The organism is Streptomyces sp. NPDC058691, from assembly GCF_042714775.1.
Lineage (GTDB): Bacteria > Actinomycetota > Actinomycetes > Streptomycetales > Streptomycetaceae > Actinacidiphila.
In genome coordinates this window covers 1-12,721 of sequence record NZ_JBHXSO010000108.1, presented here as the reverse complement: position 1 = coordinate 12,721, position 12,721 = coordinate 1, and the positions used below count along the sequence as shown (strand labels likewise).

Sequence of the window (12,721 nt, the reverse complement as noted above, 5' to 3'; positions counted from 1 at the left end):
TTGTCGCGCCTGATCCCCAGTGGGGGGTGTTAGGGCGGCCATGGCACAGGCCGAGGGTTGGTGCGGCGGCACATCAGCCGCCCAGCCGTCACCGCCCACACACAACCCCAGTGGCCGCCACGTCGCGCCCACAGCGGGTCCCCCGGGCGAATGTTGGGGCAGGCCTGGCGGGCCGATGGGGGTGGTCCAGGCAACCGCGGTCACCCCGGTCCGCCTCCATACCCCCCACTGGGGATCAGGCGCATGACGAAACGGAGGGGGCGGGGTCGTAGGGGTGGGTGTTCTGGACTGTGGAGCATATTTGTGTGCGGTATCCGGGCAGGGACGGGATGAGCAAGTGCCCGCCACGCACGTAAATGTGCTGTCCAGAATGGCCAGCCCCGGAGCCCCCGAACCCGGCCCCAGAACACGCGCGCGCCGGGCCGCCCGGACTTCACAGGGCACACGGGCGGGCGGGCGGGGAGAAAACCTACCCGGACCGCACGCGCCGTGGTGGACCGTTCACGCACCGCATGATCGACGAGGCACGGGAGCGTTAGGAACTGCGGTCCGCCGCGACCTCGCTCACCGGGAGCGGGCGGAGGCCCCGGGAGGGGCCCTGGCAGCCCTGGGCGGCGGCGATGCCGAGGGCGACGAGGAGGGTGACGGTCACGAAGACGATGAGCCGCTGCCGCAGGAGCCGGCGGTCGGTGCCGGCCGGGCGGCGGGTGGGCGTGCGGGGGGCCGGGGTGCGGCCGGAGGGGGTTCTGGCGGGGGTGCGCGCCGGAGTGCGCGGGGAGGGGGGAGGCGTGCCCGGCGCCGTGCGCCGCTCCGTCTGCTGGTCGGCGTACGCCTGCGCGCGCGGGCCCGTGGGCCGCTCGGGCCGCGGGCCGGCCGCCTTGGGCACGATGTCCCGGCGGCCCGGACCGAGTCCGCGTGCCTCGCGGGCGGCGATCTCGGCGAGCCGCTCGGAGAGTTGCACCGTGCTGGGCCGCGCCTCCGGATCCTTCGTCAGGCAGGCGTACACCAGGGGAGCGAGCGAGTCCGGGACGCCCGCGAGGTCCGGCTCCTCGTGCACGACGCGGTAGAGCATGACCTCGGAACTGCCCTGCCCGAAGGGCGAGTCGCCCATGGCGGAGTACGCCAGCGTCGCCCCGAAGGCGAAGACGTCCGTCGCCGGTGTGACCGCGGCCCCGCGGACCTGCTCCGGCGCGAGGAAGCCCGGTGAGCCGACCGCCGTGCCGACATGGGTGAGCGTGCTCGCGCCGGTCGCCCAGGCGATGCCGAAGTCGATGATGCGCGGACCCTTGGGCGACAGCAGGATGTTGGAGGGCTTCAGGTCGCGGTGGACGACACCGGCCTCGTGCACGGCGACCAGGCCCTCGGCCAGGGCCGCGCCGATCGAGGCGGCCTCGGCGGCGGGCAGGATCCCGTCGCGGGCGACCTTGTCGTGGAGCGAGGGGCCGGGCACGTACTGGGTGGCGAACCAGGGGCGGTCGGCCTCCAGGTCCGCGGCCACCAGCCGCGCCGTGCAGCCGCCGCGGATGCGGCGCGCGGCGGAGACCTCGCGGGCGAAGCGGGAGCGGAACTCCTGGTCCTCGGCGAGCTCGGGGCGGATCACCTTGAGCGCGACGCGCTGGCCGCGCTTGTCGGCGCCCAGGTACACCACCCCCATGCCGCCCGCGCCGAGTCTCCGGTGCAGCCGGAACGAGCCGACGACACGCGGGTCCTCGCGCCGGAGCCGCATCATCGTCATGTCGTCCATCCCCGCTGCCTGCCCGGCCAGTCTGACGTCGACAGCTTACGGACTGACCGACCGTCGCGCCGCGAGGCCGCGCCCGCGCCGGACGGGGGATTGTCAGTGCCGGGTGGGATCCTTGAAAGGTGGGGAACGGTCCGGCGGATTCTGGGCCGGATTTTCTTCATGCCGTCAACAATCCATCGTGCAAGGAGGATTGACGCCATGAAAGGTGATCGTGTGGAGATCGTCGTGGACGCGGGTGACACGACCAGGACGTACGAAGTAGTGGCCACCAGGGCAGGGCGCAGGGTCGAGACGGCGGTACGCCGAGGGGTGGTGGAAGTGAGCGAAGTCACCCGCTCCGGCTCGGTCGTGCGAACCGCGCGCTTCATGGCGACGCGGGTCCTCGCGCTGGTGGAGCAGCCCATACCCAGGGACGACACCGAGGAGGGCGACGGGGACTGACCACCCCGCCGCGCCCCTCCCCGGGACATCCCCTCGGGGATGTCCCGGGGCCGCCGGCCGTCGCCTCCACCCACGGGAGTACGGAATCCGTCGTGGAGTCATCCTCCGGGAGGCCCGAGAAGGGGTACGAAGGCATGACGACCCGCCTCCGCCGCCCGCCTAGTCTGGAACTCAAGCGGCGGGCGGAGCACTCGTCCCCCGAGGTCAAACGCCCGCCGCCCTGAACACCTCCAGAAGGATGCACGACCACGGGACCCAGGAGAGGGCCATGGCGAACACGGTGAGCCGCCCGGCGCGGCCGGGACGCGGCAGCAGGATCGCCGCCTTCGGCATACGCCCGTCCGGCACCCGGCATCCCCTGGTGGCGGTGGCCATGGCCCTGCCGCTGGCGGTGCTGCTCGCGGTGGTCTTCGGGGGCTGGGACGCGGTCGTCACACAGGCGTCGTCCGTAGCCGGTCTGATGGGGCGCTGACAGATCGCTCCGAGGGTCCGGAAGAGCGGTCCGGGCCAGCGACAGCCGGCGAAGTAACCCCGTGGGGACGGGGGTCCGGCGGACGGCATGAGTGCCCGGGTACCTGTGGCGGTACCCGGGCATCTTCTTCGGCATTGCCATCACGCGGCACGCTGCCGCACAGTGGGCCGGTGAGACCGGCAGTGGGGGAGTCGTTGACCAGCAGTACACCGCCGTTGACGCGCGCCTTGGGGGCGGTCGTGGCAGCGGCCTCGGGGATTCCCGGCCCGGCGCGGCCGCCGGAGCCGACGGTGCTCGCCGAGCGCGCCGAGTCCACGGTCGTGCGCGGCGGCGGCCTGGTCGCCAAGGCACACGCCGGCGACACCGACCCCCAGGCGCTCTCCGTGCGGCTGCGTGTGGCCGCCCATCCGCTGCTCGACGGCATCCTGCTGCCCCCGGCCGCCCTGCCGGACCGCGACGGCGCCCTGAGTGCCCCGGTGCACGGCCGCATGGTGACGGTGTGGCCGTTCGGCGAGCCCGTCGACCCGGACGACCCGGACTCCGCGCCCTGGGAGGACGCGGGCAGGCTGCTCGCCCGGCTGCACTCGGTGCCGGTCGCCGCGCTGCCCGGCCCGCTGCCGCCGATGCGCGGACCCGCCAAGGCGGCCCGGGGAGTGGCCCGGATGCTCGCCGCGGGCGCGGCCGAACCGGCCGTCCTGGCCGCCTGGCACGGGCTGCCCGCCTGGGCGCGCGACGAGGCGCCGCAGCCGCACGAGGGCGCCGCGCTGTGCCACGGCGACCTCCACCTCGGCCAACTGGTGCGCCACCCGGCGCCGCTGGGCCCCTGGCGGCTGATCGACGTGGACGACCTCGGGCTCGGCTCGCCCTCCTGGGATCTGGCCCGGCCGGCGATGTGGTTCGCCGCCGGGCTGCTGGACCCCGCCGACTGGGGCCGCTTCCTCGGCGCGTACCGCGCCGCCGGCGGCCCCGCCGTCCCCGCGGACGGCGACCCGTGGCCGCATCTGGACGTGGCGGCACGGGCGTTGGCGGTGCAGACCGCGGCCATCGCGGTCGCCAAGGCCGCGCGGGAGGGCCGCGTACTCGACGGAACGGAACAGGCCGTCCTCGATACGTGCCGCCGAATCGCCCAAGTAAAGTTCAGTTCTACGCCGGGGGAGGACCCCCGGCCGGTGCGAGCGAGGAGATGAGCCGACGATGCTCTGTCCCAAGTGTCATGGCCAAATGCAGACGTTCAACCGCAGCGGCGTCCAGATCGAGCAGTGCGGCAACTGCCGGGGGATCTTCCTGGACTACGGGGAGCTCGAGGCGCTGACCCGCGTGGAGTCGCAGTACGCCCAGCCCGCCCCGCCGCCGGCCGGTTACCCGCAGGCCTACCCGCAGCAGCACGCCGCCCCGGCCTGGGGCGCGCCGCACCACGGCGGTCACCATGGCGGTCACCACGGCCACCACAAGCAGAGCTGGGCGCACATGCTCTTCTCGTCCTGACACGACGAAGGGCCGGAGCGAACGCTCCGGCCCTCTCGGGTGGTGGACGATACTGGGATTGAACCAGTGACCTCTTCCGTGTCAGGGAAGCGCTCTCCCGCTGAGCTAATCGTCCTCGTCAACCACGGGTACCTCTGATACCGCGTGCGCGATACTGGGATTGAACCAGTGACCTCTTCCGTGTCAGGGAAGCGCTCTCCCGCTGAGCTAATCGCGCGTGAGGGAAAGACCCTCAGGGGCCGGAGCCCCAGTGGACGATACTGGGATTGAACCAGTGACCTCTTCCGTGTCAGGGAAGCGCTCTCCCGCTGAGCTAATCGTCCGAAGAGGTGGAGACGGGATTTGAACCCGTGTAGACGGCTTTGCAGGCCGTTGCCTCGCCTCTCGGCCACTCCACCAGCGCGGGGGCGGGAACCCCCACTTCGAGCGGACGACGAGATTCGAACTCGCGACCCTCACCTTGGCAAGGTGATGCTCTACCAACTGAGCCACGTCCGCAGCGTCTCCCCCGGAGCTCGCACCCGGGCGGGACCTCGGCCGGGGCGCTTCCGCGTCCCGGCGACGAGTTGAACTCTAGCGGAAGACCGCTCCGCCTCCAAAACTCGTTTCCGCAGCGTGCCGGGTCGGTGACCAGCGCATCTGGCCCGCCGGTGGCGACCTACACTCGCACTCACCCCTCCGGACCGACCTGGGAAGCCCCGTGCCCGACCTCGCGCCCCTCGCCAGAATCGGCGGCTTTCTCGCCTCCGACCTGCGGGATGTCACCAGCGACCCCGCCGCGCTGGACTCGTCCGGCTTCTGGGCGGTCGTCGCCGGCTTCGAGGGCGGGACGGTGTGCGCGCGCTTCGGCACGGTCGTCCCCGATCCCGGTCCCGCACCCCGGCGCGCCGCCGCGGGCTGGCGCGGCCCGGCCACGGACGCCTGGACGTCCTCCCTGGACCGCGCCGCCTACATCGCCGGGGTGCGCCGCGTGCGGGAGTACATCGCGGCCGGCGAGGTCTATCAGGCCAATCTCTGCCGTGTGCTGTCCGCGCCCCTGCCCGACCCGGACGCCGACATCCACGCCCTCGGCGCCGCCCTCGCGCACGGCAACCCGGCACCGTACGCGGGCACCATCCGCCTGCCCGGGCACGGCATAGAGGTCGCCACCGCCTCCCCGGAGCTGTTCCTGCGCCGCCGCGACGGCGTGATCGAGTCCGGTCCGATCAAGGGCACCGGCCGCACCGAGGCCGACCTGCTGCCCAAGGACCATGCCGAGAACGTCATGATCGTCGACCTGGTCCGCAATGACCTCGGCCGGGTCTGCGCCACCGGCACGGTCACCGTCCCCGACCTCTGCGTCGTGGAGAAGCACCCCGGCCTGGTCCATCTTGTCTCCACCGTCCGCGGCGAGCTGCGGGAGGGCGCCGGCTGGACCGGACTGCTGGCCGCCGCCTTCCCGCCCGGCTCCGTCACCGGCGCCCCCAAGTCCAGCGCCCTGCGCATCATCGACGAGCTGGAGACGGCCCCTCGCGGCCCCTACTGCGGCGGCATCGGCTGGGTCGACGCCGACCGCCGCACCGGCGAACTCGCCGTGGGCATCCGCACCTTCTGGATCGACCGCACCGTGCCCGGCGCCCCGCTGCTGCGCTTCGGCACCGGCGCCGGCATCACCTGGGGCTCGGACCCCGAGCGGGAGTGGGACGAGACCGAGCTGAAGGCGTCCCGGCTGCTGGCGGTAGCGTCGGGTGTGTACGACTGCGACGACGAGGCGGAGTGACACGGTGAGCACGATGATCTGGGTCAACGGCGCGCTGCGCGAGGCCGACGAAGCCCTGGTGTCCGTGATGGACCACGGGCTGACCGTGGGCGACGGCGTCTTCGAGACGCTCAAGGCGTCGCACGGCATCGCCTTCGCCATGGACCGGCACCTGCGGCGGCTGGCCCGCTCCGCACGCGGCCTGGGCCTTTCCGAGCCCGACCTCGACGCGGTGCGGCATGCCTGTGAGGCGGTCCTGGCCGCGAACCCGGTGCCGCTCGGCCGGTTGCGGATCACGTACACCGGCGGCACCTCGCCGCTCGGCTCCGAGCGCGGGACCACCGGCCCGACCCTCGTGGTCGCCCTCGGCTCCGCGGCCGTGCGCCCGGACACCACCGCCGTCATCACGGTCCCCTGGACGCGCAACGAGAAGGGCGCCCTGGCCGGCCTGAAGACCACGTCCTACGGAGAGAACGTCGTCGCCCTCGCCCGCGCCCACCGCGGCGGCGCCTCGGAGGCCCTGTTCGCCAACACCCAGGGCGCGCTCTGCGAGGGCACCGGCTCCAACGTCTTCGTCGTCGTGGGCGGCAAGCTCCTCACCCCGCCGCTCGCCTCCGGCTGCCTGGCCGGGATCACCCGCGAGCTCGTGGCCGAGTGGGCCGGGGCCGAGGAGGCCGACCTGCCCCTGGACGTGCTCGACGAGGCCGACGAGATCTTCCTGACCTCCACCCTGCGGGACGTCCAGGCCGTGCACCGCACCGACGCCCGTGAGCTGCCGGCCGCGCCGGGCCCGGTGACCGCTAAGGCGATGCGGATCTTCGCCGAGCGCGCTGCGGAGAACGCCAACCCGTGACGTACGGGCGCTGACCCAGTAGAACTCCTCGCATGACCACCACGCTGCGACCCGCGGAGCCCGAACAGACGTGGAGCGGCGGCGTCCGCGCCCGCCGCTACAACGTCTGCGTCAACGGTCGCCCCGTGGGGGAGACCACCCTGTGCACGGACGGCCGGTTCGGCCCGGAGACCGGCCGCATCGCCGCCCTGAGGATCGAGCACGACCAGCAGCGGCGTGGCCGCGGCACGGTCGCCGCCCTCGCGGCCGAGGAGGTGCTGCGGGGCTGGGGCTGCCACCGCATCGAGGTCACCGTCCGGTCCGGTGAGACGGCCGCTTTCCGGCTCGCCAGGACGCTCGGCTACGTGGAACGGAACCGGAACATGCTCAAGGCGCTCCCGGACGCGCCGCCCGCGCTGCCGGAGGGCAGCGAGCCGCGGGCGATGACCGAGGCCGAGTTCCCGGCGTGGCTCGCCCGGATGCAGGAGGACTACGTACGCAGCTGGACCCTGCGCGGTGTCCCGGAGGCGCAGGCCCGCGCCAAGTCCGAGGCCGACCACCGCTCGGCGCTCCCGGAGGGCCTGGCGACCCCGGACACCGTGCTGCGGGTCCTCCGGGCCGGCGGCGAGGACGTGGGCGACCTGTGGGTGGGCCGCCGTGCCACGGACGACGGCGAGCCCTCCGGCTTCGTCTTCAAGGTCCGCGTCGACGCCGCCCACCGCGGCCGGGGCCACGGGCGCACCCTCATGCTCGTCGCCGAGCGGGCCTGCGTCGCCGCCGGGCTGCACTGGCTCGGCCTCAACGTCTTCGCCGGCAACGATCCCGCCCTGCGGCTCTACGAGTCGCTGGGCTACCGCACGACGCAGGTCCACTTCGCCAAACCGCTGCTCTGAGCTGCGCGACCGCGGAGCCCCGTCGCCCTACCGCCCGAGCAGCCGGCCGGCCACCGCCTCGACGCGCTCGCGCAGCCCCTCCTGGCTCTTGCCGCCGTCGAACCGTTCGCCGCCGATGACGTAGGTGGGGGTCCCTGTCACGCCGATCGCCTTGCCCTCCGCCTGGTCCGCGTCGACGATCAGCAGATGGCGGCCGTCGATGAGCGCCGTGTCGAACTCCTCGGCGTCCAGCCCCAGCTCCGCGGCGATCTCCACGAGCAGCGGCTCCCCGCGGCTGCCGAGCTCCTCCGTGCGGGCGAGGACGGCCTCGGCGTACTCCCATCCGCGGCCCTGCGCGAAGGCCTCCTCGGCGGCCTGGGCGGCGGCGTAGGAGTGCTTGTGCTTCTCCAGCGGGAAGTGCCGCAGCTGGATCTCCAGGGCGTCGCCGTAGGTGTCCCGCAGCGTGCGGAGGTCGGCCAGGGCTGCCGAACAGTCGGGGCACTGGAGTTCGCACCAGAATTCCAGGACGGCGGTGCCTGTGCTGCCGGGGGTCGCTTCGTTCATGGGGCCAGTCTCCCACCGGGGGAGGAGGCACCCCGGAGATCACCCTGACGTTGCCGCCGGACGATGGCCCGGCGGGGCGGCGCAGGTGCACGATGGAGGCAGGAGACCCCTTTGGAGGAGCCGCGGATGCTGACCTCGACCGTGTGTGTGGCGCTGTCCGCGGCGGGCCTCGCCATCGCCGTGCTCACCGCTTACCGCCGCAGGTTCGCACGGGCGGTGCGAACAGCCGCCGTCGCGCTGCTGCCCGTGGGGCTCTGGATGACGGGCCTGGTGACCCTCGGCGGCAAGGTGGTCGCGGCCGTGGGTGACTGGGCGGCCGGCCTGGTCTTCAAGCCCTCGGTGTGGGCGGGGTTCGGCGTCCTGGCACTGGCCGTCGTGCTGTACGCGGCGGGCCGGATCGCCGGGCGGCGCGGGGGCGCATCCGAGCGGCGCGGGACACCCGCGGCCGTGCCCGGCGCGAGCGCCCCGGCGCTCGGCGCGGCACGTCGGCCCGATGCGAAGCCGAAGGCCAAGGAGAAGATCAAAACCGATCCCGACCTGGCCGAATTCGGCGAGATCGAGGAGATCCTCAAGCGCCGGGGCATCTGAGCGGCGTGTTGGTCGCCGGGGTCGCCGGCACTGCGCCATCATCGCGGTGGCAGCAAACCTCAACTACCGCCCCCTGGGCGGTAGTTGGCGTGCCCTGGGGCGTACGGTTGTGCGAGTTCGTGCCCCTGCCGAACGCCCCACGACCTTGTAAGGCCATGGAACTCGAAAACGACGAGCCGCGCGGTTGCCTCTTCGCGCTCTCCCAGCCGCCGCTGATGTTGTTCCTGACCGTCATCGGCGGCCTGCTCGCCCTCGGCGGGCTCTACGACCTCTGGCCGTTCTGAGCCGGTACGGCCACCGCCTCGCGGCGCCGCGCCCGGTAGGCCGCCACGTGCAGCCGGTTGCCGCAGGTGCGGCTGTCGCAGTAACGGCGGGAGCGGTTGCGGGACAGGTCCACGAAGGCGCGGCGGCAATCGGGCGCGTCGCAGTGGCGCAGCCGCTCGCGCTCGCCGGCGACCAGGATGAACGCCAGGGCCATGCCGCAGTCCGCCGCCAGGTGGTTCGCCAGCGACGCCCCGGGGGCGAAGTAGTGCACGTGCCAGTCGTAGCCGTCGTGGTCGGTCAGGCGGGGAGTGGTGCCCGCCTCGGCGACCAGCGCGTTGACCAGCGCGGTCGCCGCCGCCGTGTTCGGAGCAGCGAACGTCTGCGCGAAACGGCCGCGTATCCTTCGTACGGCCAGCAGGTCCTGCTCGTCGAGCGTGTTCACGTCGCTGATCTGATTGCGCTCCACGAACACGTGCAGGGCCGCGAGGTCAGGGAGCCCTTCCTGGCCGTCGCTCTCCGGCGTGGTGTTGATCAGATCCACCACGCAGTCGAGCGCGCACTTGGTGTCATGGTTGATCAGCACGGAATCGCTCTCTCCCTGGCCTTGTGGGGCGGGCGTTCCGGTGACTGTAGCGCGAGAGCCGCCGTCGTGGAGCGGCACGGCTCCGCGGCGGCGGCTTCGGCGGGTCAGGTCCGCGCCGTACCCCCGAGATGCGTACGGCAGCGGACGGTCGGCGGACTCAGCTCTCGGCGAGGATGTGCGAGAGCTCGGTGTCCAGATCGAAGTGTCGATGCTCGGTACCGGGCGGCACCGCGGCGTCGGTCCGCTTGAGGAACGACTCCAGGGCGCGTGCCGGGGCTTCCAGCAGCGCCTCCCCCTCGGGAGAGCTGAGGGCGATGCACACGACGCCCTGACCGTGACTGCGGGACGGCCAGACCCGGACGTCGCCGGTACCGGTGGGCCGGTGCAGGCCTTCGGCGAGCAGGTCGCGGGCGAAGACCCATTCGACCGTCTCCTCGGCACCGGTGTGGAAAGTGGCGTGCACGGCGTAGGGATCGGCCGTGTCGTACCGCAAGCCCGCGGGCACGGGCAGTGACGATTCGCTCGACACAACGAGGCGCAGGTGCAGCTCGCAGCTGACCGTGGTGTTCATAAGCGCCAGGGCCTTTCGCTCAGTGTGCGCTCGGGGATTCGCACGTCGGCGAAATCGACATGCCACCTGCGGGGACGTTGTAAACCCCTCTGACGGGTTTGTGAGGGTTCCGGTACCTCGTCCGGCCGAGTTCTTTTCCTCCCCGGCGAGCCATTCCGGTGAGGAAGCGAGGTCGGGTAGGTTTGGGAACATGACTGCGGAGAGTGACGAGCGGACGGCGGCCGTGGCCACGGATCCCGCCACCGGCGACAACGATGGCGACGAGGGCGGCACGGCGGAGCCGGGCGGTCCGGAGCGCCCGCTGGGCTCCCGGGCGCCGCTCTTCATCCAGCGGTCCCGCGCCCTCCACGTGAGCTGGCAGGTCGGCGTCTTCGTCCTCGGCCTCGCCATCGTCGGCGGCGGCATCGTCCTGCTTCCGCTGCCCGGTCCCGGCTGGGTGATCATCTTCGCCGGTATGGCCGTATGGGCGACCGAGTTCGTCTGGGCCCAGCTCGTGCTGCGCTGGACCAAGCGCAAGGTCACCGAAGCCACGCGCAAGGCGCTCGACCCGAAGGTCCGGCGTCGCAATCTCATCCTCACCACCGTCGGCCTGGTGATCGTCGGGGCCCTGCTCGGCTACTACCTGTGGCGCTTCGGCCTCGTCATGCCCTGGAGGGCGGGCATGGGCTGAGGCCGCGGTCGGGGCCACCCGCTGACATGCGGTAATGTTGTTCCCGCGACGGGCGATTAGCTCAGCGGGAGAGCACTTCGTTCACACCGAAGGGGTCACTGGTTCGATCCCAGTATCGCCCACCCTCGCCTCGGGCCCAGAAGCGGAACGCTTCTGGGCCCGAGGCTTTTTCCCCGCCCGCCCTCCCGGGTGCCCTGTGAAGTCAGTGACCCCGGCGCCCGTGGTTGGTGGGCCGGGTGCGGGGCCTCCGGGGCTGCACGTCCTGGACTGGCATATCTACGTGCGTGACGGGTACCTGCTCATCCCGTCCCGCCCCGGATTCTGCACACAAATATGCCGCAGCGTCCAGAACATCCACCCCTCCGACCCCGCCCCCTCCGTAGTGTTCGCGCCTGATCCCCAGTGGGGGTGGAAGGCGGCCATGGCACAGCCCAGGGTTGGTGCCGCGGCACATCAGCTGCCCAGCCGTTACCGCCCACACATCCCGCCCATGGGCCGTGCTCACGGTCGGCCGCGCCCCTTGGCGGCCGATGGGGCAGTATCCAGGCAACCGCACCACCCCGGACCGCCTCTACACCCCCCACTGGGGATCAGGCGCGGGACGAAACCGAGGGGGCGGGGGTGGAGGGGTGGGTGTTCTGGACTGTGGAGCATATTTGTGTGCGGCACCCGGGATGCGAGTGAGAAAGCGCTGGAAACGCACGTAAATGTGCTGTCCAGAATGGCCAGCCCCGGAGGCCCCGCACCCGGCACCCAATGAAACGGGCGCCGGGTGACTTCACAGGGCACACGGGCGGGAGGGCGGGGGAAAAACCCACCCGGACCGCAAGCGAAACGCCGCCTCAGCGAAGCCCAAGCAAACGCCGCCGCAGGCGGCGAAGCTCACGGAGGCGCCGCTCATACGTCGCCCCCAGCGCGAGCAGCAGCAACCCCGCCACCCCCAGCGGAACCCACCGCGGCACCGCACCCAGCGCCTGGGCGACGAACGGCGCGAGCTCGTGGACCGCGTCGAACGCGAGGACGGCGCCGCCGACGAGGAGGGGGGCGGCCAGCCGCCGGGCCGCGCCGAGGAGGGTGACGGTGAGGGCGGCCGCGCCGAGGAGGAGGGGCCGCGGCCACCCCGGGTCGCTCCAGGCGGCGACGAGCGAGGGCAGGAGGGTGACGGCGAGCCCGGGGCCGTAGGCGAGCCAGGAGGAGACCGCGGGGTCGCGCCGCCGAGCGAGGAAGCCCAGGGCGAGGGCGACCGCGCTGACCGGTGCGGTGTAGGCCTCGGGGGCTGTGACGCCGGACGCCGCGAGGCGCACCCAGAGGGCCGCCACCAGCAGCGCGGTCGCGAGGTGGTGGAGCCGGCGCCGCTCGGCCCGCAGCGCGGCGACCGCCCCCATGAGCGCTCCGGCGCAGGCGAGCGCGAGGGCGAGTGGTCCGGGCTCGCCGGCCGCGAGGCAGACGGCGAGGGCGGCGGCAGCGTACCCGGGGTACTCGAAGGCGCGGGCCGTCCTGGTCAGGGCGAGCGCCTGGGCGGCCGCGGCGACGCCCAGGACGGCGAAGGCGGCGCCGTACCGAGGCCATCCCGCGACGAGGGGCCCGTCCCATGCGAGGCCCGTCGCACAGGCGACCGCGCAGGCGGCGCTGACCGCCCGCGTGCGGGGCGCGGCGGCGAAGAGCGTGCCGTACGCCAGGAGCAGCAGCGCGAGCACAGTGAGGGTCATCGGGCCGTCGTCGTGGACCCAGCCGAGCGTGGTGACCGCCAGGACGCCCGCCGTGGCGAGCGCGGCAGGGGCGAGGGCGAAGGCCGACAGAGCCAGGAGCGCCGCGACGACGGCGACCCGTGCCAGGGGCAGGTCGATCGCGCAGAGGGCGGCCGCGGCCGCCACGACCGCGCCGGAGGCCGCGGCTG

The 12,721-nt window shown here is 73.0% G+C and carries 15 protein-coding genes and 6 tRNA genes; 11 read left to right on the top strand and 10 right to left on the bottom strand.

The genetic code is table 11. The features are described from left to right. Window positions 1-535: 535 nt before the first annotated feature. The gene (locus tag ACFWVC_RS37550) at window positions 536-1,735 is read right to left on the bottom strand and encodes a protein kinase (protein ID WP_384298646.1); all 1,200 of its coding nucleotides are present in this window, start codon (window positions 1,733-1,735) and stop codon (window positions 536-538) included. 207 nt (window positions 1,736-1,942) lie between these two features. Here ACFWVC_RS37550 and ACFWVC_RS37545 point away from each other — a divergent pair, with 207 nt between their 5' ends. The 4 genes from ACFWVC_RS37545 to ACFWVC_RS37530 all read left to right on the top strand — a co-directional run bounded on the left by ACFWVC_RS37545 (window position 1,943) and on the right by ACFWVC_RS37530 (window position 4,142). After that, on the top strand, window positions 1,943-2,185 hold the full coding sequence (locus tag ACFWVC_RS37545; RefSeq protein ID WP_319665445.1) for a hypothetical protein: 243 nt from the start codon (window positions 1,943-1,945) through the stop codon (window positions 2,183-2,185). A 268-nt stretch (window positions 2,186-2,453) separates the two neighbouring features. Then, the gene (locus tag ACFWVC_RS37540) at window positions 2,454-2,657 is read left to right on the top strand and encodes a hypothetical protein (RefSeq protein ID WP_384298627.1); all 204 of its coding nucleotides are present in this window, start codon (window positions 2,454-2,456) and stop codon (window positions 2,655-2,657) included. A gap of 194 nt (window positions 2,658-2,851) precedes the next feature. Continuing rightward, the gene (locus ACFWVC_RS37535; protein WP_384298642.1) at window positions 2,852-3,844 is read left to right on the top strand and encodes a phosphotransferase enzyme family protein; all 993 of its coding nucleotides are present in this window, start codon (window positions 2,852-2,854) and stop codon (window positions 3,842-3,844) included. Between the two features lie 7 nt (window positions 3,845-3,851). Beyond that, window positions 3,852-4,142, top strand: coding sequence for a zf-TFIIB domain-containing protein (locus ACFWVC_RS37530; RefSeq protein WP_384298623.1), 291 nt, complete (start codon window positions 3,852-3,854; stop codon window positions 4,140-4,142). A gap of 40 nt (window positions 4,143-4,182) precedes the next feature. On the opposite strand, the gene ACFWVC_RS37525 is transcribed toward ACFWVC_RS37530, so the two are convergent. The 5 genes from ACFWVC_RS37525 to ACFWVC_RS37505 form a co-directional block, all read right to left on the bottom strand. Continuing rightward, a tRNA-Val gene (locus ACFWVC_RS37525) sits at window positions 4,183-4,257 on the bottom strand. A gap of 30 nt (window positions 4,258-4,287) precedes the next feature. Next, a tRNA-Val gene (locus tag ACFWVC_RS37520) sits at window positions 4,288-4,359 on the bottom strand. Window positions 4,360-4,393: 34 nt separating this feature from the next. Then, window positions 4,394-4,465, bottom strand: a tRNA-Val gene (locus tag ACFWVC_RS37515). 4 nt (window positions 4,466-4,469) lie between these two features. Continuing rightward, window positions 4,470-4,540: transfer RNA gene (locus ACFWVC_RS37510), tRNA-Cys, on the bottom strand. A 27-nt stretch (window positions 4,541-4,567) separates the two neighbouring features. Then, a tRNA-Gly gene (locus ACFWVC_RS37505) sits at window positions 4,568-4,640 on the bottom strand. A gap of 202 nt (window positions 4,641-4,842) precedes the next feature. On the opposite strand from ACFWVC_RS37505, the gene ACFWVC_RS37500 reads away from it, so the two are divergent. Genes ACFWVC_RS37500 through ACFWVC_RS37490 form a run of 3 tightly spaced genes read left to right on the top strand, consistent with a single transcriptional unit; the run spans window position 4,843 to window position 7,605 of the window. Beyond that, window positions 4,843-5,901 (top strand): chorismate-binding protein, encoded by a 1,059-nt coding sequence (locus ACFWVC_RS37500; protein ID WP_384298619.1) that lies wholly within the window; start codon window positions 4,843-4,845, stop codon window positions 5,899-5,901. A gap of 13 nt (window positions 5,902-5,914) precedes the next feature. Further along, window positions 5,915-6,733 (top strand): aminotransferase class IV, encoded by an 819-nt coding sequence (locus ACFWVC_RS37495; RefSeq protein WP_384298635.1) that lies wholly within the window; start codon window positions 5,915-5,917, stop codon window positions 6,731-6,733. Window positions 6,734-6,765: 32 nt separating this feature from the next. Further along, window positions 6,766-7,605, top strand: coding sequence for a GNAT family N-acetyltransferase (locus tag ACFWVC_RS37490; RefSeq protein ID WP_384298612.1), 840 nt, complete (start codon window positions 6,766-6,768; stop codon window positions 7,603-7,605). 27 nt (window positions 7,606-7,632) lie between these two features. Here the strand turns inward: ACFWVC_RS37490 and ACFWVC_RS37485 are convergent, their stop codons facing one another. Next, the gene (locus ACFWVC_RS37485; RefSeq protein ID WP_384298609.1) at window positions 7,633-8,148 is read right to left on the bottom strand and encodes a DsbA family protein; all 516 of its coding nucleotides are present in this window, start codon (window positions 8,146-8,148) and stop codon (window positions 7,633-7,635) included. A gap of 126 nt (window positions 8,149-8,274) precedes the next feature. Between ACFWVC_RS37485 and ACFWVC_RS37480 the strand changes: the two genes are divergently transcribed. Then, window positions 8,275-8,736 (top strand): hypothetical protein, encoded by a 462-nt coding sequence (locus ACFWVC_RS37480; RefSeq protein ID WP_384298603.1) that lies wholly within the window; start codon window positions 8,275-8,277, stop codon window positions 8,734-8,736. A 155-nt stretch (window positions 8,737-8,891) separates the two neighbouring features. Further along, the gene (locus ACFWVC_RS37475) at window positions 8,892-9,020 is read left to right on the top strand and encodes a hypothetical protein (RefSeq protein WP_384298598.1); all 129 of its coding nucleotides are present in this window, start codon (window positions 8,892-8,894) and stop codon (window positions 9,018-9,020) included. Here the strand turns inward: ACFWVC_RS37475 and ACFWVC_RS37470 are convergent. Beyond that, the gene (locus ACFWVC_RS37470) at window positions 8,999-9,583 is read right to left on the bottom strand and encodes a CGNR zinc finger domain-containing protein (protein ID WP_384298591.1); all 585 of its coding nucleotides are present in this window, start codon (window positions 9,581-9,583) and stop codon (window positions 8,999-9,001) included. The genes ACFWVC_RS37475 and ACFWVC_RS37470 overlap by 22 nt on opposite strands. 157 nt (window positions 9,584-9,740) lie before the next feature. Then, window positions 9,741-10,154 (bottom strand): SsgA family sporulation/cell division regulator, encoded by a 414-nt coding sequence (locus ACFWVC_RS37465; protein ID WP_003959770.1) that lies wholly within the window; start codon window positions 10,152-10,154, stop codon window positions 9,741-9,743. Window positions 10,155-10,344: 190 nt separating this feature from the next. Between ACFWVC_RS37465 and ACFWVC_RS37460 the strand changes: the two genes are divergently transcribed. Both ACFWVC_RS37460 and ACFWVC_RS37455 read left to right on the top strand, forming a co-directional pair. Then, window positions 10,345-10,824, top strand: coding sequence for a TIGR02611 family protein (locus ACFWVC_RS37460; protein ID WP_384298588.1), 480 nt, complete (start codon window positions 10,345-10,347; stop codon window positions 10,822-10,824). 50 nt (window positions 10,825-10,874) lie between these two features. Beyond that, a tRNA-Val gene (locus ACFWVC_RS37455) sits at window positions 10,875-10,946 on the top strand. 720 nt (window positions 10,947-11,666) lie between these two features. Here ACFWVC_RS37455 and ACFWVC_RS37450 read toward each other — a convergent pair. Beyond that, the coding region (locus ACFWVC_RS37450; RefSeq protein WP_384298582.1) for an SCO7613 C-terminal domain-containing membrane protein at window positions 11,667-12,721 on the bottom strand (1,055 nt) is incomplete at its 5' end.

What these genes read in the sequence shown, in the direction of transcription:
- ACFWVC_RS37550 (WP_384298646.1), bottom strand. Translation starts at nt 1,735, where the DNA reads ATGACGATGATGCGGCTCCGGCGCGAGGACCCGCGTGTCGTCGGCTCG.
- ACFWVC_RS37545 (WP_319665445.1), top strand. Translation starts at nt 1,943, where the DNA reads ATGAAAGGTGATCGTGTGGAGATCGTCGTGGACGCGGGTGACACGACC.
- ACFWVC_RS37540 (WP_384298627.1), top strand. Translation starts at nt 2,454, where the DNA reads ATGGCGAACACGGTGAGCCGCCCGGCGCGGCCGGGACGCGGCAGCAGG.
- ACFWVC_RS37530 (WP_384298623.1), top strand. Translation starts at nt 3,852, where the DNA reads ATGCTCTGTCCCAAGTGTCATGGCCAAATGCAGACGTTCAACCGCAGC.
- ACFWVC_RS37495 (WP_384298635.1), top strand. Translation starts at nt 5,915, where the DNA reads ATGATCTGGGTCAACGGCGCGCTGCGCGAGGCCGACGAAGCCCTGGTG.
- ACFWVC_RS37490 (WP_384298612.1), top strand. Translation starts at nt 6,766, where the DNA reads ATGACCACCACGCTGCGACCCGCGGAGCCCGAACAGACGTGGAGCGGC.
- ACFWVC_RS37485 (WP_384298609.1), bottom strand. Translation starts at nt 8,148, where the DNA reads ATGAACGAAGCGACCCCCGGCAGCACAGGCACCGCCGTCCTGGAATTC.
- ACFWVC_RS37480 (WP_384298603.1), top strand. Translation starts at nt 8,275, where the DNA reads ATGCTGACCTCGACCGTGTGTGTGGCGCTGTCCGCGGCGGGCCTCGCC.
- ACFWVC_RS37475 (WP_384298598.1), top strand. Translation starts at nt 8,892, where the DNA reads ATGGAACTCGAAAACGACGAGCCGCGCGGTTGCCTCTTCGCGCTCTCC.
- ACFWVC_RS37465 (WP_003959770.1), bottom strand. Translation starts at nt 10,154, where the DNA reads ATGAACACCACGGTCAGCTGCGAGCTGCACCTGCGCCTCGTTGTGTCG.
- ACFWVC_RS37460 (WP_384298588.1), top strand. Translation starts at nt 10,345, where the DNA reads ATGACTGCGGAGAGTGACGAGCGGACGGCGGCCGTGGCCACGGATCCC.